This window comes from Lolliginicoccus suaedae (assembly GCF_008312885.1).
Classification (GTDB): domain Bacteria; phylum Actinomycetota; class Actinomycetes; order Mycobacteriales; family Mycobacteriaceae; genus Lolliginicoccus; species Lolliginicoccus suaedae.
Genome location: NZ_VSSO01000003.1, coordinates 44841 through 66880 on the forward strand (window position 1 = coordinate 44841; position 22040 = coordinate 66880).

Consider the following 22040-nt stretch of genomic DNA (forward strand, 5'->3'; position numbering starts at 1 on the left):
ATCAATGCCCCGCGCTCTCCCACGAAGTTCCCGCGCCCATCGATACATCGAGCGGCACGGACAACGTGTATGCCCCTTCCATCTCCGTACGCACCAACTGTTCCACGGTTTCCCGCTCGTCGCTACGCACTTCGAGAACAAGCTCGTCATGGACCTGCAGCAGCATGCGGGAGCGAAGCTGCTCCTTGGCGAGTGCTTTGTGCACGCGCAGCATGGCGACCTTGATGATGTCGGCGGCGCTTCCCTGGATGGGGGCGTTGAGCGCGGCGCGCTCGGCCACCTCGCGGCGCTGCCGGTTGTCGCTGTTGAGATCGGGTAGGTAGCGGCGACGGCCGAACACCGTCGAGGTGTAGCCGTCCTTGCGGGCCTGCTCCACCACCTCGTGCAGGTAGTCGCGGACCGCGCCGAACCGCGCGAAGTAGGCCTCCATCTGCGACTTCGCTTCGTCGTTGGAGATCTTGAGCTGCTGCGCGAGGCCATAGGCGGACAACCCGTACACCAGGCCGTAGGACATCGCCTTGACGCGCCGCCGCAGCTCGGGGGTCACTTCGTCGAGCGGCACGCCGAAGGCTTGCGAGCCGACGAAGCTGTGCAGGTCCTCGCCGGCATTGAACGCGCCGATGAGCCCCTCGTCACCGGACAGGTGCGCCATGATCCGCATCTCGATCTGCGAGTAGTCCGCGGTGAGCAGCGTGTCATAGGTGGTCTCGCCCGAGTGGCCGACCACGAAGGCCTCGCGGATGCGTCGGCCCGCATCGGTGCGGATGGGGATGTTCTGCAGGTTTGGCTCGGTCGAGGAGAGCCGCCCGGTCGCGGCGATGGTCTGGTTGAAGGTGGTGTGGATGCGTCCATCGTCGGCGACGGTCTTGAGCAGGCCCTCGACGGTGGTCTTCAGCTTGGTGGCGTCGCGGTGCGAGAGCAGATGCTGCAGGAAGGGATGCTGCGTCTTCTCGTAGAGCCCCACGAGCGCCTCGGCGTCGGTGGTGTAGCCGGTCTTGGTGCGCTTGGTCTTGGGCATGTCGAGCTCATCGAACAGCACGACCTGCAGCTGCTTCGGCGAGCCGAGGTTGATCTGCTTGCCGATCTCCCCGTAGGCGGCCTCGGCAGCGTCATGGACGTGGCTGGCGAACTCCTTGCGCAGGTCCTCGAGCATGCCGGTGTCGACCGCGATGCCCGCCGCCTCCAGGCTGGCGAGAACAAAAGCGAGCGGCAGCTCCATCTCCGTGAGCAGGGTGCGCGACTCTATTCCGTCGAGCTCGGCGTCGAGGGCATTGGCGAGGTCCGCCACCGCGCGGGCCCGCAGCATCGCTGCCCGGGCCTGCTTCTCGTCGGTGTCATCGGCATCATCGAGCAACGACAGCTGCTCGGTCTCGTCCTCGTCGATGCGCAGCTCGCGGCCGAGGTAGCGCAGCGAGAGGTCGTCGAGCTTGAATGTGCGCTGCCCGGGCCGCACGAGGTAGGCCGCGAGCGCGGTATCGCTGCCCACCCCCTCGAGGGTCCAGCCGCGTCCGCGCAGCGCATGGATGGCCCACTTGACGTCGTGCACGGCCTTGAGATGATCGGGGCTCGCGAACCACTCACCGAGCGCGGCCTCATCATCGGAGCCGAGCTGCTCGGTGGCGAGATAGGCACCCGTTCCGTCCGCGGCAGCAAGAGCGATCGCAGTGGCGTCGGCATCATGAACGCGGTGGACGCTGACGACCTCGACGCCATGCCGGTCACCGGCGGTGGCGTGAGTGGCAAGCCAGTCGCGGACCGTGCCGGGCTCGAGAACGGCGCCGTGGATGTCGAACCCGCTGTCCGCCTCGGGCTCGGTGGAGGAGAGCGAATCGAACAAGCGATCACGCAGCACCCGGAACTCGAGGTCGTCGAAGAGCCCATGGATGCGTTCCCTGTCCCACGCCCGCAGCTCGAGGTCCGCGGGCTGGTAGGGCAGCGCCATGTCGCGCACCATCTCGGTGAGGTCCCGGTTGAGCAGCACCGCGGAGAGGTTCTCGCGGAGCGAGTCGCCGACCTTGCCGCGCACCTTGTCGACGTTCTCGACGAGGCCATCGAGCGAGCCGTACTCGCGGATCCATTTCGCGGCGGTCTTCTCCCCCACCCCCGGGATGCCGGGCAAGTTGTCGCTCGGATCCCCGCGCAGCGCGGCGAAGTCCGGGTACTGCGGCGGCGTGAGCCCGTACTTCTCCTCCACCGCTTCCGGGGTGTACCGGGTGAGATCGGAGACGCCCCGCTTCGGGTACAGCACCGTCACATCGTCGGTGACGAGTTGCAGGGAGTCCCGGTCGCCGGTGCAGACGAGCACCTCGAATCCCTGCCCAGCGGCGGCGGTGGCGAGCGTGGCGATGATGTCATCGGCCTCGAACCCGGCCTCGGCCATCACCGGGATGCCCAGCGCGGCGAGCACGTCCTTGGTGATCTCCACCTGCCCCTTGAACTCATCGGGGGTCTTGGCGCGGTTCGCCTTGTACTCGGGGAACTTCTCGCTGCGGAAGGTCTGGCGCGAGACGTCGAACGCTGCCGCCACGTGGGTTGGCCGCTCGTCCCGCAGGAGGTTGATCAGCATCGACGTGAAGCCATACACGGCGTTGGTGGTCTGCCCGCTCGAGGTCTGGAACTTGTCCGCGGGCAGCGCGAAGAAGGCCCGGTAGGCCAACGAATGCCCATCGAGCAGCAGCAGGCGCGGGCGACCGCCGCCCTCGGGCGAGGCGGATGTGGAGGACGCGGGGATCTTCGCTGCGGGGGAACTCACGCGACACAGTCTAGAGAGGAGCCCCGACACTCGGCGGCATCGACGTGTCGCTCGATTCGCGGCCCGGCAAAACGGCGGGGGAAACACTGGCGCAACACGCCGACGTGCGCATCCGAAACGAAACGGACGTAAGGTTCCACAGCTGAGAAGATCAAACGGACAAATCGCGGAAGCACGCGATTCCGACCGGCCCCGGCACCGCGCTCGCGCGACCGGGAGGAGGACACGTGATAAACACTGCTAGCCGGCGCGGCGCATCGCTCGGGGCGGCCGCGCTCGCGACGCTGCTGCTCGCGCTGCTCTCGGCACTCCTCGCGAGCGGATTCGCCCACGCCCAGGATCCGCCCGGCGATGATCCTGCCGCCACCGGCACCGTGCAGGGGACCCTGGTCAACGCGGGCACCCAGGTGGCCGGGGCAACGCTCACCGCCATCGACGAGTCGGGCGACGAGGTGGCCGAGGCCACCTCCAACGAGCGTGGCCGCTGGTCGATGATGCTCCCGCCCGGCACCTACACGATCACCCTCGTCGAGGCATCCCTGCCACCGGACGTGCTCGTGCAGACCAGCGAGCGCACCGTCACCGTCCGCGCGGACCGCGTCGCCTCCGTGATCTACACCTTCGGCGACATCCGCAGCGGCCTCGACATCTCGCTGGGCGAGAAGCTGCTGCGATTGACCATCGAAGGGCTCCGATTCGGCCTGGTCATCGCCATCACCGCAGTGGGACTGAGCCTGATCTTCGGCACCACGGGCCTGACGAACTTCGCCCACGGCGAGCTCGTCACCATCGGGGCAGTGGCCGCATGGGTCGCGAACCTGCTGCTCGGCGAAGTGTTCCGTTTCGGCGACGGCACCTCATGGGGCGCGAACCTCAGCCTCGCCGCGAACCTCGGCATTGCCACGATCATCGCGGTCATCGTCGGCATCATCGTCGGGCTGCTCAACAACTCGGTGATCTGGCGGCCCTTGCGCCGCCGCGGGGCCAGCCTCGTCGCGCAGCTCGTGGTCTCCATCGGCCTCGCGCTCGCCCTGCGCGCCGCGATCCTGTTGTTCTTCTCCGACCGCTCGCAAGCGTTCACCACCTACCAGGCGCAGCGGCAGATCGAGCTCGGCCCGGTCGCGATCACCCCGGTCAACCTCGGCACCATGGCGGTCAGCCTGGTGGTGCTCGTCGCGGTCGCGCTGATGTTCAAGATGACCCGCATCGGCAAGGCAATGCGCGCCGTCGCCGATAACAAAGATCTCGCGGCCTCGTCCGGCATCAATGTGGAGCGCGTAATCGCGTTCGTCTGGGCGCTCGGTGGTGGCCTCGCCGCGCTCGGCGGGGTGCTGTTCGCGATCTCGGAGCTCAACGGCACCGTGCAGTTCGAGATGGGCTTCAAGCTGCTGCTCCTCATGTTCGCCGGCATCATCCTCGGCGGGCTCGGCACCGCCTACGGCGCTCTCCTCGGCTGCGTGCTGCTCGGACTCCTCGTGCAGTTGTCCACGCTCGTGATCAATCCCGACCTGAAGTACACAGGAGGCCTGCTGGTGCTCATCCTCGTGCTCGTGCTGCGCCCGCAGGGAATCCTCGGTTCCCGGACGAGGGTGGGGTGAGGCACCGATGAACATCCTCGGAATCGACGCCGGCGTGGTGCTGAGCAACGCGCTCGCCCAGTTCGTCGGCCCGCAAGCAATCTTCTTCGCGCTCCTCGCGATCGGGCTGAACATCCACTTCGGCTATACCGGCCTGCTGAACTTCGGGCAGATCGGCTTCGCGCTCGTCAGCGCCTACGGGGTGGGCATCACCGTGGTGGTCTATGACCAGCCGATGTGGCTCGGACTGATCGTGGGCATGGGCGCATCGGTGGTGCTCGCGCTCCTGCTCGGCGTTCCGACGCTGCGCCTGAGGGCCGATTACCTCGCCATCGTCACCATCGCCGCATCCGAGATCCTGCGGCTCGCCGCCCGCTCCACCGCCTCCGATGACATCACCCGCGGCACGCGCGGCATCCAGGGGCAGAACTTCGCGTTCCAGTCGATCAACCCCTACGACTCGGGCCGCGAGTACACCATCCTAGGGGTGAAGTTCCTTGGCTCCACCCTGTGGTCGATGACCGTCGGCTGGGCGCTGATCGCTGTCCTCGTCGTGGTCGTATGGCTGCTGGTGCGCAGCCCGTGGGGGCGCGCGCTCAAGGCCGTTCGCGAGGACGAGGACGCGGCCCGCGCGCTCGGAAAGAACGTCTTCATGTACCGCATGCAGGCGCTCGTCCTCGGTGGCTTCTTCGGTGGCCTCGCCGGCATCTTCATCGCCATGACACAGGCGCTGAATCCCGACTTCTTCTCCACCCAGCAAACCTTCTTCGCCTGGACCGCCATGATCCTCGGCGGTGCAGCCACGGTGCTCGGGCCGGTCGTCGGCGCGATGGTGTTCTGGTTCGTGTTCTCCCTCATCGACAACGTGCTCCGCCAGCTCGCCACCGGCCCCGACTCGGTGCTGCCCATCTCCGCGCAGCAGGTCGGCGCCGTGCAGATCATGCTGGTCGGCATCCTGCTCGCGGTGCTCATCATCTACCGCCCCCAAGGCATCCTCGGACGCAAGGAGGAGGTGCAGCTCAATGCCTAATACCACCAGTGACCCGTTCACCGGGGTCGAGCGCGTGCCCGGCAGCCCCAAGCCCGACCCGATCATCATCGCCGACCACGTCACACGCTCGTTCGGCGGCGTGCGAGCGGTCAACGTCGAGCACCTCGAGATCGAGCGCGGCACCATCACCGGGCTCATCGGGCCGAACGGAGCAGGCAAGACCACCCTGTTCAACCTGCTCACCGGGTTCGACCGCGCCAACAGCGGCACGTGGTCGCTCGACGGCACGACGATCTCCTCGAGGCCCGCCTACCGGGTGGCGCGCAGCGGCATGGTCCGCACCTTCCAGCTCACCAAGGCGCTCTCCCGCCTCACCGTGCTCGACAACGTGCGCCTCGGCGCGACGGGCCAGACCGGCGAGAGCATGATCGGCGCCCTGATGCCGTGGTCCTGGCGCGCGCAGGAAGCCGAGATCACCGAGCGCGCCCACGCGATGCTCGCGCGGTTCAAGCTCGACGCGAAGGCCAGCGACATGGCTGGCTCGCTCTCCGGCGGGCAGCGCAAGCTCCTCGAGATGGCACGAGCGTTGATGACCGATCCGAAGGTCGTGATGCTCGACGAGCCCATGGCCGGAGTGAACCCCGCGCTGACCCAGAGCCTCCTCGGGCACATCAAGTCCCTGCGCGACGACGGCACGACCGTGGTGTTCGTCGAGCACGATATGGACGTCATCCGCGACGTCTCCGACTGGGTCGTTGTGATGGCACAGGGCGAGATCATCGCGGAAGGACCACCGAGCGAGCTCTCGAGCAACCCAGCAGTCGTCGACGCCTACCTCGGTAGCCACCACGACAAGCCGCTCGAGTTCGACGAGCATGGCAATCCCGTCGGCGAGACGGCACGCATGGTCGAGGAAATGGAAGCTCAGCTCGCCCAGCGGGTCCAGAGCGGCCAGAGCATCTCCGACGCTCGAGAGCCCGAGAAGGGAACCAGCCGATGAGCACCCCTGCCGGATCATCATCCGGGGATCTTTCCCCCGCGCAGCTCGCGGCAACGCCCGCCGAGCACGCCCGTCTCGCCGAGGGCGCCCTGCTGCGCGCCGATGACCTCACCGCCGGCTACCTGCCCGGCGTCAACATCCTCGACCGTTGCAACTTCTACCTGCGCGAGGGCGAGATCGTCGGCATCATCGGCCCCAACGGCGCCGGGAAATCAACCCTGCTGAAGTCGCTGTTCGGACTGATCCCCGTCCGCGGCGGCACCGTCGCCCTGCGCGGCTCCAGCATCACCTCGGCGCAGGCCCACACGCTCGTCACCCTCGGCGTCGGCTACGTGCCCCAGACCAACAACGTCTTCCCCAGCCTGACCATCGAGGAAAACCTCCAGATGGGCATCTACCTGCGGCCACGCCTCTTCGCCGAACGCTTCGACACCGTCTCCGAGCTGTTCCCGATGCTGCGGCAGCGCAAGAACACCAAGGCCGGCGCCCTCTCGGGCGGTGAGCGGCAGATGGTCGCCATGGGACGGGCGCTGATGATGGATCCCAGCGTCCTGCTGCTCGACGAGCCCTCGGCGGGGCTGTCGCCGATGTTCCAGGACGAGGTCTTCGTGCGGTGCAAGAAGATCAACGCCTCCGGGGTGTCGATCATCATGGTGGAGCAGAACGCCCGCCGCTGCTTGCAGATCTGCGACCGCGGCTACGTCCTCGACCAGGGGCGCAATGCCTACACCGATACCGGAGCGAACCTACTGCATGATCCGAAGGTGATCGAGCTATACCTCGGCACCCTCGCGGGCAGCAACGAGGCCCGCGGCTAGCGGGCGGCTGCTTGCCGAACTGGCCGAAGCTGCAAACGCGATAGAAACTGCCGACAACCCCGGGCAGCTTCTATCGCGTTTGGCGTTTTCCGGTGCGTTTGCGGAAGCGGCCGGTGCGTTTGCGGAAATGCCACGCCCGCCACCGCGCGACCAACAGCAACGGGGCGGCGCTCGATGTGAGCGCCGCCCCGCTAGTGCTTGTCGAGCTGTGCCAGGTCAGTCACCGACGACGATGTAGTCCTCGACGGGGAGGAGCGCGTTCGCCGGGCCAAACTCCAGCACACCGTAGGATCCGACACCGGGCTCGCCCGCCGGGGCGAACTCGAGGTCACCAGTGACGCCGTTGTAGTCAACATCCTCGCCCGCTGCGATCAGATCGCGGCACTCGGCGAACGATGCGCAATCCTCGCCACCGCTGGTGATGGCGTTGACCTCGGAGGCGATATCGGTGCCGTTGGTGGAACCCGCGGCCTCGGCGGCGAGCGCGGAGATGATCACCGCGTCATATGCCTCGGCGGAGTACTGCAGGTCTGACAAGCTCAGGCCGGAAGCCTCGCCCGCCGCGCGCACGCGCTGCTCGAAGTCACTGCTCATCGGCGACTGGGGGGCCGTTCCCTTCATTCCCTCGAGAATGCCGGAGTCCATGCCCTCGCCGAGCGCGTTGCCCATGTTGCCGTCGGTGCCGTAGACGTTCTTGTCCTGTGGCCCGATGCCGATCTCGGACATGCGAGTGATGATCCGCTTGCTCTCGTCGAACCCGATCACGGCGATGCCGTCGGGATCGAACTGCGCGATCTCATCGAGCTCGGCGTTGAACGACTGGGCGTTCGGGTCATAGATGATGACCTGGATCTGGTCCTCAGCGATGCCCGCTTCCTGGAGGAACCGCTCAGTGTTGCGACCCAGCCCCGCGCCGTAGGGATCGTTGCGGGCGAGCACGGACACTCGCTGCACGCCATCGTTGGCCATCAGCTGGACCAGCGCCTGCGCCTGGAGCACATCGGTGGGGGCGGTACGGAAGTACAGGCCCTTGTCCGGGTAGCACACGAACTGGTCGGAGGTGTTCGCCGGCGAGAACATGACGACGCCAGCATCAACGACCTTGTCGATCACGCTGAGCGATACGCCGGAGGATGCCGCACCGATGATCACCTGGACGCCATCGGCGAGCAGCCGGTCAACGGTCTGGTTGGCGATGTTGGTGGTGGTGTCGCCCGAATCACCCTGGTTGATGGTGACGGGATTGCCCAGCACTCCACCGGCGTCGTTGATCTCCTGGACGGCAAGCTCGGAGCCCGCGATCTCCGGGGGCCCGAGGAAGGCAAGGTCACCGGTCTGCGGCAGCAGGCCACCGAACTTCAGCGGCTCGGTGGACGGGTTGCCGGTGGCCTGTGCCTGGGGCGGGTCGCAGTCGGTGTCAGCGAGCTGCACCTCGTCGGCCGAATCGTCGGAACCACCGCACGCGGTCAGCAGCAGCGAGGTGGCACCCGCGATGGCTGCGAGGCGGATCCAGTGTGGTTGCGCCATAGGGAAGTCTCCTCAAAGATCGGGCCCGGGTGCAGCCGCTCGCTCGCGCGCGAGCGGATCCCAGGCGTCCTTGTGAGGAACATAGCGGCAATTACGACCAATCGCTCGGCCGACTCGCCGCATGTCACCATCCCGCAATAGTGGAAACGAAGAGTTTCCACAATGGTTCAGTATTCTACTTTCCGGTTTTGGGTTTCATGGAAAGCGTATCGATCACGACCTGCGCGACAACCTTCATCGTCGTGCGACGATCCATCGCCGCCCGCTGGATCCAGCGGAACGCCTCCGGCTCCGTCATGCCGTGCGCCTTCATCAGCGCGCCCTTCGCCCGATCGATGAGCTTGCGCGTCTCCAGCCGATCAGTGAGCTCGCCGACCTCCCGCTCCAGCGCCTTCAGCTCAGCGAAGCGGCTCGTGGCCAGCTCGATCGCCGGAACCAGATCGCCCTGCGAGAACGGCTTCACCAGGTATGCCATCGCGCCCGCGTCCCGTGCGCGCTCCACGAGCTCGCGCTGGCTGAAAGCCGTGAGGATGACCACCGGGGAAATACGCTTGGCCGCGATCTCGGATGCGGCATCGATACCATCGCGCACCGGCATCTTCACATCCATGATGACCAGGTCCGGTGTCAGCTCCTCGGCGAGCTCCACCGCGCGCTGCCCATCACCAGCTTCCCCGACGACGTCGTAGCCCTCCTCGCGGAGCATCTCGGTCAGATCGAGCCGGATCAGCGTCTCGTCCTCGGCCACGAGCACGCGACGGACCGGCCACGCCGACCTGGAATCCCGCTCCCCGGCCGCGTCCTTCGCCTCCGACGCGATCACGCCCGCGACGTCCGATGCGCCAGCGCCCCCTGGCGCGCCAATGCCGCCGGACTGATCCTGCAACGCCTCGGAGTCCTTCATCGACACCCGTTCCCCTCACCTGCCGCCGAACACGTTCTCGACCGCGTTGTATTGTATTCGCTCCGCAGCAAGAGCCTACCGCCGCAGGTGGCCCGCGCGCGATCATCCAGCGAGCCCCACCACGCCCGATCCCGGGACGTGCGTGCAGCATCCACGTTCGGGTAGCATGCACTGTTGTCCGCGCATCGCTCGGTTACACGCCCTACAACCGATGCGCGCGGCCCGCCCTCGTAGCCCAATTGGCAGAGGCAACGGATTCAAAACCCGTACAGTGTGAGTTCGAGTCTCACCGAGGGCACTTCGCTGTGCATACTGCCTGAGCTGCAGAGTTGATCTCAGCTCCGTATGTCATTCTCCCCTTGTGGCCACAATATGCTCGCCCGTGGCCACACTTGCGCCGCGTCAGCGCCCTCGACGACGCTCTCGCGGGCACTGTGCACAACGCCCGCCTGCTGAGGTCGGCAGACGGGCGTGTCGAGCGGTCCGGAAGTCAGCCCACCTCGGCCCACAACGCGGCAACCTTGCCGCCCTCAGCCCGCTCGTGAGCCTCGGCCACGTCGGCCTCGTCCTCGCCGAACAAGTCCGAGTAGATGTCGAGCGTCATGGCCGCCGACTTGTGACCGAGCATCTTGCGCACGTGCATCACGTTGGCGCCGCGAGAGATCGCTAGCGACGCCGCAGTGTGCCGCAAGCTGTGCGCGGTCACCCGGGGAAAGTACTCGTCAGCGGCCATGCAGCGGGCCACCGCGCCCTCTAGCCACGACCGCTTGCCCGGAGGCTTGGCGTACCCGCCGACCGCGTTCGGAAACACGATGTCCTCGCGCCCCTTGCCCTAGATCGCCGCCTCGAACATCGGCACGAGGAACTTCGGGAACACGATCGAGCGGCACTCCCAACCCTTCGGCGTGCCGACGGCGGCCTTGCCGTCCACCACGGTCGTGTTGCGCCCGATGTGCACACGCCGCCGGAGGAGATCGACGTCGCCGACGTGAAGCCCGGCCAACTCGCCCCACCTGATGCCCACATAGGCCAGGACCAAGACGATCGCGGCCTTGCTCCCCGACTCGCGAGCCAGTGCCCGGACTTGGTCGGCGTTGAGGTAGCCGCGTTCCAGACGGTCACCGTCCTCGGTGATCGTCGCCGTTGACGCGTGCTCTTTGCGTGGCAGCTCGATCCCCGCACCGGTCTTGGACCGCGCCTTTGCGGGATTCTTGGGGATCACCTCGTCGAGGACCGCTCGGTCGAGGATCTGAGAGAGCATGTTGTGATTCCGCAGCACCGAGGTCACCGACTGCATCCGGGCCATGTCCGTAACCCACCGCTGCACCTCGCACGCGCGGATCTCGTCCACGCGCGTGGATTCCCACCGAGGCAGCACGTGGTTATCGAGCGCCTTGCGATAGACGGACAGCGTCGAAGGCTTGATCTTCGGCTTGGCGAGCAGCCAGTCGTGGCCGAGGTGGCCGACCGTGGGAGCAAGCGTCACGACCTCGGCGGCGGGAGCCTCGGCCTCGGTCGCGAAACCGCGTTTGCCGGTCCGCTTGCCGTTGAGGGTGAACCGGGCGCGCCATTGGAAGTGGCGACCGCGACCCGGGCCGCGCTTGCGATCTTTCGCGAGATCGGCCTCGAAGGTTCCCGTGAAGGTCTCGCAGTCTTTGCAGACGCGGTAGGCCGAGGCCGACACCTTGATAACTGGAGTTGTCACTTGCTGGCCTCCTGCACCTTGCGAACGATCTTGAAGATCGCGGGCTGACTCACGCCGAGCATGGCAGCGACCTCGCGCTGTGACCGTCCGGCCGCGATCATCGCGACCACAGCTCGATCGCGACGCTCCTCGGCGCCTTTGACCGCAGCTCGAGCGGCGTCGAGCGCCGCGATCGAGTCGGCCAACCCCTCCTCCGTCACTGTGGGCGGTGGTGCGGGAGCGGCGTCCTCGACAACGTTCTCGAAGTTCGCACCGCGGTGGTGCCTTCCCCGGCTTCACCGTCGATGACGTCATGGAGGCCGGGGCGGGTACCCAAGGACCGACTGTGACGGGACTGACTTGCCCGGTGGCTCCAAAAACTGATGTTCGGATCGATCGCTGAAACTGCGACTGGCGGGTGGGAAGGTTGCCGCAGTTCCGGCCAGGTAGTAGTCCGGTTTCCCGCACGAACTGGCCTGACTCTTGGCCTGCGCGTAGCCCTCCCCAGGTCGTGTCCGGACCCAGGGAGCGCAGCAGCCTCCCCGAAACCAGGCGACCCGCTCGGGACAAGGGGGTTCGGCCGGCGAAGCGAAATTCTCGGCCATCTGGGACGTCACCGAGACACCAGTCCAGGCTGAGCGACACGTGTGCGTGCCAGATGCGCGTACGCAAGAACCGCTATCGATCTGCCCAAAAGTGCACGTCAGGCTAAACTTCTAGGCTCATGGCGGTGTGCATCAGCTCGCACGAGTGGTACTCTACGTGTAGTTTATGCACTCTTCGTTGCCTTTTCGTCGCGTCACGTGCTACTCTCAGCCAGCATGAAGCCCAACGAACCATCCAGTTCCTTACAACGAAGTACTGCAAGTACTACGACGAAGCATCAATGAAGAGAAGGTGAATAGAGATGATGATCCGAACTCCGTGACCTGGCGGGGTTTACACCCCACCCGACAAACGCGCCCGACACCAGCAAGGAGCGGAAACGTGGCAACGAAGATGCACAGCCCCTGATCCGCACTTCCAAGAGAGCGGCCCCGGACGCAGACCGAACAGGAAGGACAACGGGCATGAACCCGACGATAAGAGCACCGTGACACGCGTCACATTCGCTGAAGATGTGCCGAATTGGCGGCAATGAAGAACGGAGAAGTCACCGTGAGACCAGGACACCGGCAAGCACAAGACATGTTCTTGGAAGCAGGCAAAGCCTTGGGCCACAGCATTCGTCGGCAGTATTCGACCGAGTTCCCCACCGACGGGGTGTGGCTTCTGAAGGATTCCTTGCTGGGCTGCGACATTCCCGTTGCGGCCATCGAGGTGATCGTGACCGAAGGCAAGAAGACCCGCCAAGGGTCGATCTTCGTCCTGGAATCCATCTCACCAGCAGTAGGCATCGTCTTGCTGCAGGACGAAGAGATCCGACGTGGAATGTGGCGAGACGGGGCAACCGACTCGGCCATCGAACGGGAGATCGAGCACCGCGAAGCACATTTGCACCGTTTGGCCGAAGGGTCCAAACAGCGCATCGAGGTGTGGAAGAAAGCGAATCTGGACTACGTCCACGATCGCGCACTCCGCACGGCTGCCGCCGCACGCCATCGGGCGGCGTCAGCCACGACAAAGAAAGACAACAACAAGAAAGATTTTCCATGTCTGTCATAAATTCAGGAACGACGGTGTCCGGGGTCACTCGCATCAAACGGCCCGGCATCGGATACGTGTACCGGGCGATAATTCCCATCCATGATCTGTACGAGCAACTGCGACGGAGCGTGGTGCGTTACGCACCGCGCTACCAGCGGGGGTTCAAGTCGAGGTTCGCTGGTGAGATGAAGGATTCGGACTACGACGTCCTGCTTCCCATCACCGACCCGACGCTGCAGATCGATCCCAAGCGGGCGGCAGCCATGGCGGTCAAATACCTCATGGCCTACAACGACGAAGACGACAAGCATCTGTTCAATGCTGACGTCATCTGGAACGCCCGCATCGAGGGAGCCGGTGACCAAGAAGATTCGGTGACGTATGACGAGAAAGGGCAGTTGCTCACGGTTCACTCTGTGATCACCGTTCCGGACTCCGGTCACCGGCACTTCGCCTACTACTTGCTGGGCGATTGGTTCCACCACCCAGAAAAGATCCCCAAATCCGTCGACGTCGACGGTGATCTCATCGAGGGGGACCGCATCCGGGATTGGGTCGAGCGCCTCAACCTCAGGAACAAGAACGAGCATCAGGTGTATTGCGACATCTACTCCATCGATGCAGTGAAGGAAGGTTGGTTGTTCGACGAGTTCAACGCCGATTCCAAGAAGCCTTCCGCGGCTGTCGAACTCGACATGAACTGGGCGAAAGACCCGGAGCGACGCTTCATCAAGAAGTTGATGGACGAGAGTTCAATCTTCGAGCGCGACCAACTGGAGGTGCGATCCACCAGCATCGCCGAACAGTCCCAGAAGCTCACGACGACCTCGACGCTGGTCCGGGCCATCAACCCGTACCGCAAGAAGCTGTCCGATCTCGAGAAGAACGACGCGGCGTCATACCAGGACCTCGTCGACTTCTTCAACGCGTTCTACGAGGAGTGGTCGAACCACTTCGAGGTCTTTAAGCCGAACGCCAAGGGACGCATCGAGTCTCGCAAGACCTCGCTGGCCACCGCGAACATCATTTACTTCCCGATGTTCCGGCTGATCATCGAGATGTGGGATCGGTTCCGCGGCGAGAAGAAGCGATGGAATGACGAGGAGTCCAAAAAGACGTGGACGAAGGCGATCGCCAAGCTCGCCGGAAACACTACAGCCAGCGACGGTTGGAAGGGAGCTGTCATGGACCGCGCCAACACCGACTGGCAGGGCAGGATTTTCATCGAAACGTTCGACGCAAAGACCGGCGAACCCAAGGGATGGTCACTAAGCAGCACGCGGCAAACCCGCGACGCTGCCTACCACTATCTCAATAAGATCATCGGCCTCCCAACCGATGACTCGCAGTAACAGGCAGGAACCGACTAGCCGCCTCCACCACGGGGGTGGCTAGTCGCGCTTGGAGCGACAATCGCCCTGCGCTATACCCCTGGGCGGGGGGGACACCTTTCGAACCCCGGTCGGCGCAACACGTGGATCGGCAGGCATAGGACAGGCCAGTTCCACACTGACGCGGCCAAGGGCAGCCACCACGGCCCGATTGTCGGGTCCATCCTTAGTTCCGGATACGGCCCGCTCGATGTCGTCTACACAGGGTTAGAACGCCCTGGCTGCCCACCTGGCCGTCGCGGCAAGTTCACGCATCGCGCGCCCAACTCGGCGCGCAGTTCGTCGAACGCAGGTGCGCCCAGGACTAGCCTCGGCGTGATGAAGATGGAGTCCTACGGCGTGCGCTGCTCGAGTGACGATCGCTGGTCATTCCGTTTGTCGCTATCCCCGGCGCACACCTGCGGCGCTGCTGGCAGCGCATGCACCGTCGACTCTTAAGGTCGAGGTTGTGCCCAAGAACGACAACCTCCGGCACCAAGTCGCCGCCAACACATCCCTAGGTGCCCCCCTCGACGATCCGCGCCGACGGCAGGCGCGCGACCGGGCCGCATTACCTCCGATGTATGCGCGTTCTGCGCAACGCCAAGGGTGATCTGTCCTAGGAATCCGCCAATCTACTTCTGAGCGATCTTGACCGACCGTAGTCGTGCACATGAACATCGCCCAACTGTCCCTAATACCGCCGAGCTCGCCTTACCCTGACCGACTCCGACTGCGTAGATAGCTCGGCACCGAATCGTCACTCGCCGAGCGCGCTTTTCGCCTCGATGGTTGACGCCGGATTGGTGTAGCCCGTGACCGACAACCGCACGCTCGACCGGCTAGCCGAGCTGGCCGCCGGAGATCCTGCGCGCAGGGCGATCGCCGCGCAAGAGATCGCCCGCGCCGGGTGCTTGCGCGACCACGTGACGCCGGGCGATCTGGCCGTCGCCCTCGACCCTACGAACCGCCAAGTGGGGTGGCTGCGCAAGCTCGAACTCGGCCTCGTCTGGGTCGCGGAGACCGACGGCGCTCGACTGCTCGTCTCGGCACCAAGCCAGGGGGGTAAGAGCCAGCGCGTGATCTGGTTTGCGGTGTGGTGCCTCGTTCTCGACCCCGATCGACGGATCGTGATTTTCACCCACAGCGAGGAGCTGGCTCGCGCGCACTCCGAGCGCATCCGGGCGATCATCTCGCAGTACGGAACCGGCGCCAAGGACGCGCAAACCGGATCACTCTTGCCGGACCGCCTCGGTATCGGACTCGGCGACAAGACCGCCGCCGGTCGTTGGACTCTGGCCGGACGTCGAGGTGGCGTGACCGCCCTCGCCGTCAAGTCCGCCCTCCCCGGCATCTCGGCGGATCTACTGATCCTCGACGACCTCCACAGCGGAGCCGAGTCGGCGGAGTCCCGCACCGGGCAGCGCAAGCTCCGCACCGTGTGGGAGACCGCGATCAGGCAACGTCTCTCCCCCGGCGGTCGTGTGGTGAGTATCGGCACTCGCTTCGGCGTCGGTGACATTCAGACGTACCTCCTCGGCCAGAAGGCGTGGCAGCGGCTCAACTTCCCGGCGATCGCCGAGCCGGGCCTCCTCGACTCGCTCAAACGCGAGCCGGGTACGCCATTGGACAGCGCCCGAGGTGTCCGCGACTGGGAGGCGATCAAGTCCACGACACCGAGCTAGACGTGGCAGACGATGCACCAAGGCGACCCGGTCCCGGCGGAAGGTGGCCTGTTCAAGCGCGCGTGGTTCGACGATCACCAGATCTCGACCACACCTCTTCGGCTGCGCACGATCGTCGCTGTGGACCCGGCCGACTCCGGCCACGGCGATGAGTCGGGGATCGTCGTCCTCGGGCTCGATCCCGACGGCGTCGTGTACCTCCTCGCCGACCACAGCGGGCAGATGACGAGCGACCAATCGGCACGCCGAGCCGTCGAGGCTGCCCGCACCCACAAGGCCACCGCGATCGTCGTCGAGGGTTACGCGACCGGCACGACCTATCAGCGCATCCTGTCTGACGCCTCAATCGCCCTTCGCTGGCCGGTGCGCGTGAAGATGTGGCGCGGCAGAGGTGACGCCTTGCAACGGGCCGCCGGTCTGCGCAACGCCGCCGAGATCGGCCGGTTCCGCATCGTCGGCGAGCTGACCACGTTCGAGGCGGCCGCGACGACGTGGCTCTCCGGCAAACACCAACCGGACCGAGTGGCCGCCGCTGTGGTGGGCTTCGATCATCTGGCCGGACGCCGTGGCGGCCTCGGCTCGATCGCCATACCGTCGTCCGCACCGATCACCGGACGCCCGTCCCCAATGTCGCCGAACCGCTGGCAAGCGAGCACGGTCGGACCCGACCGAGCCGCAATCGAGGCGGCCAGTGACCCAAGACAGGCCGCCGGTTACCTCTCTGCGGGAGGCTTCGGCACTTCGGTTCGCTAGCCGCGAAGGGCGTCCTCTACAGGTCTGAGGCTTCTAGCATCGGAGGCTCCCAGGTCTCTCCGGTGTACCTGAGTGGATCTGAGGCGACGGCAGCGGCGATTGCGTCGGCGAACCCGAGGCGGTCGGCCACGCACTCACTGAACGATGCTTCGTTAACGACGTCGAAGTCGAACACGCCTTTGATTGACTCGGTTTCAAGCTGTCGTCGAGCTGTCGTCCACTTCGGCCGCAACACGACAGGCTCCCTTGATGTCGTGTCCACGACAATGATCTCAGCGCTCGTAACTACAACGGGGAAGATGAGATCGAAGTACACGAACCTCTTTCGCTTACCCACGGACGAGAAGTTCGCTAATCCCTTGTAGTCGCGTTGTGCTGCGCGGATGGCTTTCGCCAACGGATGCACGAGCGAAGTGAAGATGCCGTTGTTGGTCGCGGACCAGTTGGCACTCTCGCGTTCAAGCCGAGTTAACTGAGTCGCCCGGAAGTAGTCCTCACCGCATTGCCTTGCGATGTCGGCGAATCCAAGCACCTCCCAGGCCGGTTTCAGCCTGGAGGACTTGCTGTCAGGAATCTTGAACCGCAATTCCTCGACGGGAATCTTGTGCTGAGTCGGTTGCCGCTTAAATTGCCAAGCGGGGAGTGTCCGACCGACAGCGACGTAGGGCATGGTCGATTGCTTGCACTCGACGAGGAACTTGGTGGCGACAATCACCTGTGCGTCTTCGTCTCGGAGCACTTGGCGGTACCCGTAGACATCGAGCTCGCGTGACTTGTTCGGGTCATCGACGTCCTGAAAGGCCCAACCGAGACGGGGATGGCAATCCGCATCGGCGAGGACATGCGCAACTGTCTGTTCCAGAAGCCAGCCCGCGTTCGTGAGCGCAGTCAGCAGGTCTGGGTCAGAGGGCGAGTTCCCGTCGTGATCGGAGTCTGTCGGCACGGTTCGATCTTGTCAGGCTCACACCCTTCGACGGGTATCGCCTCGCGGCGTGGCCACACAGTGGCCCAAACCGGCCACATCGTGGCCACATTTGCGCCTATGAACCAGGGATAGAGCCTATGAAAACCGAATTACATCGATACACCTTTTCACAGGTAAAAGGCAGTTTCCGAGCCGCTGACCTGGGGTGCCGCTAGAGTTCGAGTCTCACCGAGGGCACTTCCTGCCGGGCCCGCCCTGGACCCATTCCGCGCGGCCCGGTCCCACTGCGGCCCGGTCTTTGTACGGCCCGGTCCCCAACGGGCAAGCCCCTCGTGACCTAGCCCCGCCCCGGTCCCCGCTCCTGGTCCGAGAGCAGCTCCGCGAGCTCCGCGATCCGATCCTCCAGCTTGCCGATGTGCTCGTCGAGGGCGTTCACCTGCGCGCGCGTCGCTGCTTCCTGTGTCTCATCGTTCTCGGCGACCCTATTGACGATCACCGACGCGATGGTGCCCGTGATGACACCGATGATGCTGATGCCGCCGAACATCAGCAGCACCGCAATGATCCGACCCACTGTCGTGACGAGCACGATGTCGCCGTAGCCCACGGTCGTGACCGTGACGATGGACCACCACACAGCATCGCCGAAGTTCGTGATCTGCGTGCCCGCGGCGTTGCGCTCGGCGTCGAGCACCGCGAGCGATGCCATGTAGATCAGCAGCGTCGCCGAGGCCGCCGCATAGATGCCCACCCGGCCATGCAGCGTGCGGCCCACCGAGGCATGGAGCTTCTGCACGACGATAACCACACGCAGCAGCCGCAACGGCCGCAGCATCGGCAGCGCCACGATCGCGAGCTCCAGCGGGTGGGTCAGGAACCATCGCAGCTTCCGCTCCGCCGCGACGAAGCGCACGAGGTAGTCGATAGCGAAGACCACCCATACGCCCACCATGATCAGTTCGGTGGCCGCGCGCACTCCCGGCTCCGGCCGCAGCACCGAGACGCTGTAGGCGACGATGTAGACGATCGCGGCGCCCACCATCGGCCACTCGGTCGGAGGCAGCACGGATCGTGGATCGGGAATGCGGCGGATCATCCAGGAATGGTGCCACGGCGAGGGTTCGATGGCGAAAAAGTCCTGGCGCTTTGACCGTTCCAGCGCGCTGGGACCATTGCCTGGCTGCAACCATTGGCGGGCGCGAGTGGAAACTTTTCCCGCTCAGGGGAGGAAAAGTTTCCACTAATGCGCGCGGTTGGCCCCGCCGAGGGCCCGCCCGGGCCAAGCGGTGCCCGGCCTGCCCCTGCCCGACGCCCACTACCGCGCGCTAGTGGTCGTCCTCGCCGATGCGATGCACCTGGATGAGGTTCGTCGAGCCGACGGTGCCGGGAGGAGCCCCGGCGACGATCACCACACGGTCGCCGCGCTCGTAGCCACCGACCGAGAGCAATGCCTCATCCACCTGGCGGATCATCTCATCGGTGCTCTCCACGTAGGGCACCGTGAACGTCTCGGTGCCCCACGTCAGTGACAACTGGTTGTGCACGGCGGGGACCGGCGTGAGGGCGACCAGCGGCAGCGAGGTGTGCAGCCGGGCAAGGCGCCGCACCGTGTCACCGGACTGGGTGAACGCGACGAGGGCCTTCGCCTCGAGCCGCTCGCCGATGTCGCGCGCCGCGTAGGAGATCACGCCCCGCTTGGTGCGCGGCACATGCGTCAGCGGTGGCACGACGGTGGATTCGGCCTCGACGGCGGTGATGATCCGCGCCATGGTGCGAACCGCCTCGAGCGCGTACTGGCCCACCGACGTCTCGCCCGACAGCATCAGCGCGTCCGCGCCGTCGAGCACGGCATTGGCCACATCGGATGCCTCTGCCCTGGTGGGGCGGGCGTTGGTGATCATTGATTCGAGCATCTGCGTCGCGACGATCACGGGCTTGGCGTTCTCGCGCGCCACCTGGATCACGCGCTTCTGCACGACCGGCACCTGCTCGAGGGGCATCTCGACGCCGAGGTCGCCACGGGCGACCATGATGGCATCGAAGGCGAGGACGATCGCCTCGAGGTTGGCGATCGCCTCGGGCTTCTCGAGCTTCGCGATGACCGGGACGCGGCGGCCCACCCGATCCATGACGTCGTGGACGAGCTCGATGTCGGACGGTGACCGCACGAACGACAGGGCGATCAGGTCCACGCCGAGGCGCAGCGCGAACTCGAGGTCCTCGATGTCCTTCTCGGAGAGCGCGGGCACCGAGACGTTCATGCCGGGCAGCGAGATGCCCTTGTTGTTGCTGACGGGCCCGCCCTCGACGACACGGCACACTACGTCCGGGCCCTCGACGGCGGTGACCACGAGGCCGACCTTGCCGTCGTCGATGAGCAGCCGATCACCGGCGCGCGCGTCCTCGGCGAGGCCCTTGTAGGTGGTCGATACACGATCGTGGGTGCCGGGGCAGTCCTCGATGCTGATGCGGACTTCCTCGCCGCTCGCCCAGTGTGTGGCGCCGCCGTCCTCGAACCGCCCGAGCCGGATCTTGGGCCCCTGGAGGTCAGCAAGGATGCCCACGTTGCGGCCAGCGGCCTCGGCCGCAGCGCGGACATGCTGGTAGTTCTGCTCATGGGTGGCATGGTCGCCGTGGCTCATGTTGAGGCGCGCGACGTTCATGCCGCTGTCGATGAGCTGCTTCACCATCTCCTCGGTGCCGGTGGCGGGCCCCAGGGTGCACACGATCTTCGCTCGACGTTTCACAGTCACCAACATAGTCGCCCGGGTTGGGAGTGTCTGCATCGCACGGAATGAACGGGCAAGGAATTCTCGCTCCCGGCCGCTCACGACTGTCTACTAGCTGTCCCAGCGCGCCGTGGCCCGGCATCGGCTAGCCCGGCACGAGCGGAAAGCCAGGGATGTTGCGGACGATCCCCCAGATGATCGCGAGCGCTGTGATAGCGATGACGGCCCGCCACGGTACTCGCGTCGCGCGGCCCCGGGAGCGTTGCCAGGCGAGCCAGCCGCCGTAGCCGAGGAGCACCGGCGCGAGTCCGAGGAGGAACGCATTGTCATGCGCGGCGGCCACGAGATCGCCGCGGAGCAGGTCGTGCCCCATGCGCAGCGCGCCGCAGCCGGGGCAGTCCAGGCCAGTCAGTAGCTTGGTCGGGCAGATCGGGTATACCGAGGAGCTGTCGTGGGGGCTGAACGCCCAGAGGTAGAGGCACCCTCCGCCGAGCAGGGCGGCGAGGGCGACCGCGTGCACCTTGTTGCGCGGGCCAGGCCCGTGGCTGCAGCCGGAGTGGTGCGGTTCCGCATGCGGAACCGGGCTCCTCCCGGACTGGCCTGCCATGGGTCTGCCTCCCTATCGCTCGCTCGGGGTCAGCGGGAGCCCGACGCGCTGTCGCCGCTGTCGGGATCGCGCTGTTCCCCATCCTCGGTGTGCTCGCCGGCCCCCACGGGTGCGGCATCGCCGTCGGAAGCATCAGCGCCCGTGCCTGCATCGGGGTGTCTTCCCGCGGGCTGGAGCGTCGCGGGATCCTCCCGGCCCTTGCGCGCGAGCAGGACGTAGATGATCGCGCCGGTGAACACGATGGCGGAGGTGTAGGAGTTGATGCGGATGCCGAAGAACTCGTTGGCCGGGTCGGCACGCATCAGCTCGACCCAGAACCTGCCGAAGCTGTAGCCAGCGACGTAGAGCGCGAACAACCGGCCGTGGCCGATGCGGAGCTTGCGGTCGATCAGCACGAGCACCACGACGAAGAAGACGTTCCAGAGAAGCTCGTAGAGGAACGTCGGATGCACCACGTCCACGAGCTGGCCGGTGGACACGCCATTGAGGTTGTCGATGCGGCCCTCGGCGTCGAGGCGGGTGTAGATCTCCAGGCCCCACGGAAGGTCGGTGCTGCGGCCGTAGAGCTCTTGGTTGAAGTAGTTGCCGAGGCGACCGATGCCCTGGGCGAGGAGGATGCCCGGCGCGACGGCATCGCCGAATGCTGGCAGCGGCACTCCCTTGGCCCGGCAGCCGATCCACGCGCCGAGGGCACCGAACGCGACAGCGCCCCAGATGCCGAGACCGCCCTGCCAGACCTTCAGCGCATCGATCGGGTTGGCGCCCTCGCCGAAGTACTTCTGCCAGTCGGTCATCACGTGGTACGCGCGGCCACCGACGAAGCCGAACGGGATGGCCCACAGCGCGATGTCGAGCACGGTGCCGGGCTCGCCGCCGCGTGCCTGCCAGCGCCGATCGCCCCAGGTGATGGCGACGATGATGCCGACGATGATGAACAGCGCGTAGGCGCGCAGCGCGAACGGACCGATGTACCACACGCCCTGCGGCGGGCTCGGGATGTACGCGAGCAGATCAACCGTTGTAGCGGCTGGAGAGCCCTGGTTCACAGCTTTCCCCTCGATTGGCTAGGCA

The 22040-nt window shown here is 65.7% G+C and carries 19 protein-coding genes and 1 tRNA gene; 9 read left to right on the forward strand and 11 right to left on the reverse strand.

Annotated elements, in window-relative coordinates; genetic code table 11:
• Position 1: 1 nt before the first annotated feature.
• Positions 2-2731: a DNA polymerase I gene (polA, locus tag FXO18_RS09395; RefSeq protein ID WP_149361275.1), complete on the reverse strand. Its 2730-nt coding sequence runs from the start codon at positions 2729-2731 to the stop codon at positions 2-4.
• Positions 2732-2979: 248 nt separating this feature from the next.
• Between polA and FXO18_RS09400 the strand changes: the two genes are divergently transcribed.
• From FXO18_RS09400 to FXO18_RS09415, 4 genes are read left to right on the forward strand one after another with little or no spacing between them, the layout of a single operon-like run.
• Complete coding sequence (locus tag FXO18_RS09400; protein ID WP_235900581.1) at positions 2980-4350, forward strand: branched-chain amino acid ABC transporter permease; 1371 nt, start codon at positions 2980-2982, stop codon at positions 4348-4350.
• A 7-nt stretch (positions 4351-4357) separates the two neighbouring features.
• Positions 4358-5359: a branched-chain amino acid ABC transporter permease gene (locus FXO18_RS09405; RefSeq protein WP_149360870.1), complete on the forward strand. Its 1002-nt coding sequence runs from the start codon at positions 4358-4360 to the stop codon at positions 5357-5359.
• Entirely contained in the window at positions 5352-6320 is a 969-nt protein-coding gene (locus FXO18_RS09410) for an ABC transporter ATP-binding protein (RefSeq protein WP_149360871.1), read from the forward strand. Before FXO18_RS09405 ends, FXO18_RS09410 begins: the two co-directional genes overlap by 8 nt.
• Positions 6317-7138 (forward strand): ABC transporter ATP-binding protein, encoded by an 822-nt coding sequence (locus tag FXO18_RS09415; RefSeq protein ID WP_149360872.1) that lies wholly within the window; start codon positions 6317-6319, stop codon positions 7136-7138. The genes FXO18_RS09410 and FXO18_RS09415 overlap by 4 nt, the downstream gene beginning before the upstream one ends.
• 216 nt (positions 7139-7354) lie before the next feature.
• Here the strand turns inward: FXO18_RS09415 and FXO18_RS09420 are convergent, their stop codons facing one another.
• Positions 7355-8665, reverse strand: a complete 1311-nt coding sequence (locus FXO18_RS09420) for an ABC transporter substrate-binding protein (protein ID WP_149360873.1) — start codon at positions 8663-8665, stop codon at positions 7355-7357.
• A gap of 175 nt (positions 8666-8840) precedes the next feature.
• Entirely contained in the window at positions 8841-9569 is a 729-nt protein-coding gene (locus tag FXO18_RS09425) for an ANTAR domain-containing response regulator (RefSeq protein WP_149360874.1), read from the reverse strand.
• 224 nt (positions 9570-9793) lie between these two features.
• Here FXO18_RS09425 and FXO18_RS09430 point away from each other — a divergent pair.
• Positions 9794-9867: transfer RNA gene (locus FXO18_RS09430), tRNA-Leu, on the forward strand.
• A 192-nt stretch (positions 9868-10059) separates the two neighbouring features.
• On the opposite strand, the gene FXO18_RS09435 is transcribed toward FXO18_RS09430, so the two are convergent.
• Genes FXO18_RS09435 through FXO18_RS09445 form a run of 3 tightly spaced genes read right to left on the reverse strand, consistent with a single transcriptional unit; the run spans position 10060 to position 11459 of the window.
• The gene (locus tag FXO18_RS09435; protein ID WP_187774285.1) at positions 10060-10380 is read right to left on the reverse strand and encodes a tyrosine-type recombinase/integrase; all 321 of its coding nucleotides are present in this window, start codon (positions 10378-10380) and stop codon (positions 10060-10062) included.
• A gap of 21 nt (positions 10381-10401) precedes the next feature.
• Positions 10402-11274: a tyrosine-type recombinase/integrase gene (locus tag FXO18_RS09440; protein WP_149360876.1), complete on the reverse strand. Its 873-nt coding sequence runs from the start codon at positions 11272-11274 to the stop codon at positions 10402-10404.
• On the reverse strand, positions 11271-11459 hold the full coding sequence (locus FXO18_RS09445; RefSeq protein ID WP_149360877.1) for a helix-turn-helix domain-containing protein: 189 nt from the start codon (positions 11457-11459) through the stop codon (positions 11271-11273). Before FXO18_RS09445 ends, FXO18_RS09440 begins: the two co-directional genes overlap by 4 nt.
• Positions 11460-12390: 931 nt before the next feature.
• Between FXO18_RS09445 and FXO18_RS15930 the strand changes: the two genes are divergently transcribed.
• The 4 genes from FXO18_RS15930 to FXO18_RS09460 all read left to right on the forward strand — a co-directional run bounded on the left by FXO18_RS15930 (position 12391) and on the right by FXO18_RS09460 (position 16708).
• Positions 12391-12918: a hypothetical protein gene (locus tag FXO18_RS15930; RefSeq protein ID WP_187774286.1), complete on the forward strand. Its 528-nt coding sequence runs from the start codon at positions 12391-12393 to the stop codon at positions 12916-12918.
• Between the two features lie 14 nt (positions 12919-12932).
• Positions 12933-14252: a DNA sulfur modification protein DndB gene (locus FXO18_RS09450; protein ID WP_187774287.1), complete on the forward strand. Its 1320-nt coding sequence runs from the start codon at positions 12933-12935 to the stop codon at positions 14250-14252.
• An 833-nt stretch (positions 14253-15085) separates the two neighbouring features.
• Positions 15086-15955 (forward strand): hypothetical protein, encoded by an 870-nt coding sequence (locus FXO18_RS09455; protein WP_149360879.1) that lies wholly within the window; start codon positions 15086-15088, stop codon positions 15953-15955.
• A 12-nt stretch (positions 15956-15967) separates the two neighbouring features.
• Positions 15968-16708, forward strand: a complete 741-nt coding sequence (locus tag FXO18_RS09460; RefSeq protein WP_149360880.1) for a phage terminase large subunit family protein — start codon at positions 15968-15970, stop codon at positions 16706-16708.
• A gap of 16 nt (positions 16709-16724) precedes the next feature.
• On the opposite strand, the gene FXO18_RS09465 is transcribed toward FXO18_RS09460, so the two are convergent.
• The 5 genes from FXO18_RS09465 to lgt all read right to left on the reverse strand — a co-directional run bounded on the left by FXO18_RS09465 (position 16725) and on the right by lgt (position 22015).
• Positions 16725-17651: a hypothetical protein gene (locus tag FXO18_RS09465; protein ID WP_149360881.1), complete on the reverse strand. Its 927-nt coding sequence runs from the start codon at positions 17649-17651 to the stop codon at positions 16725-16727.
• 319 nt (positions 17652-17970) lie between these two features.
• Positions 17971-18729, reverse strand: coding sequence for a potassium channel family protein (locus FXO18_RS09470; protein WP_149360882.1), 759 nt, complete (start codon positions 18727-18729; stop codon positions 17971-17973).
• A gap of 229 nt (positions 18730-18958) precedes the next feature.
• Entirely contained in the window at positions 18959-20380 is a 1422-nt protein-coding gene (gene pyk / locus FXO18_RS09475; RefSeq protein ID WP_149360883.1) for a pyruvate kinase, read from the reverse strand.
• Between the two features lie 127 nt (positions 20381-20507).
• The gene (locus FXO18_RS09480) at positions 20508-20969 is read right to left on the reverse strand and encodes a DUF2752 domain-containing protein (RefSeq protein WP_149360884.1); all 462 of its coding nucleotides are present in this window, start codon (positions 20967-20969) and stop codon (positions 20508-20510) included.
• A gap of 29 nt (positions 20970-20998) precedes the next feature.
• Entirely contained in the window at positions 20999-22015 is a 1017-nt protein-coding gene (lgt, locus tag FXO18_RS09485) for a prolipoprotein diacylglyceryl transferase (protein WP_149360885.1), read from the reverse strand.
• Between the last annotated feature and the right edge of the window lie 25 nt (positions 22016-22040).

What these genes read in the sequence shown, in the direction of transcription:
- FXO18_RS09415 (WP_149360872.1), top strand. Translation starts at nt 6,317, where the DNA reads ATGAGCACCCCTGCCGGATCATCATCCGGGGATCTTTCCCCCGCGCAG.
- FXO18_RS09405 (WP_149360870.1), top strand. Translation starts at nt 4,358, where the DNA reads ATGAACATCCTCGGAATCGACGCCGGCGTGGTGCTGAGCAACGCGCTC.
- FXO18_RS15930 (WP_187774286.1), top strand. Translation starts at nt 12,391, where the DNA reads ATGAAGAACGGAGAAGTCACCGTGAGACCAGGACACCGGCAAGCACAA.
- FXO18_RS09410 (WP_149360871.1), top strand. Translation starts at nt 5,352, where the DNA reads ATGCCTAATACCACCAGTGACCCGTTCACCGGGGTCGAGCGCGTGCCC.
- FXO18_RS09460 (WP_149360880.1), top strand. Translation starts at nt 15,968, where the DNA reads ATGCACCAAGGCGACCCGGTCCCGGCGGAAGGTGGCCTGTTCAAGCGC.
- FXO18_RS09470 (WP_149360882.1), bottom strand. Translation starts at nt 18,729, where the DNA reads ATGATCCGCCGCATTCCCGATCCACGATCCGTGCTGCCTCCGACCGAG.
- FXO18_RS09420 (WP_149360873.1), bottom strand. Translation starts at nt 8,665, where the DNA reads ATGGCGCAACCACACTGGATCCGCCTCGCAGCCATCGCGGGTGCCACC.
- FXO18_RS09425 (WP_149360874.1), bottom strand. Translation starts at nt 9,569, where the DNA reads ATGAAGGACTCCGAGGCGTTGCAGGATCAGTCCGGCGGCATTGGCGCG.
- FXO18_RS09480 (WP_149360884.1), bottom strand. Translation starts at nt 20,969, where the DNA reads ATGGCAGGCCAGTCCGGGAGGAGCCCGGTTCCGCATGCGGAACCGCAC.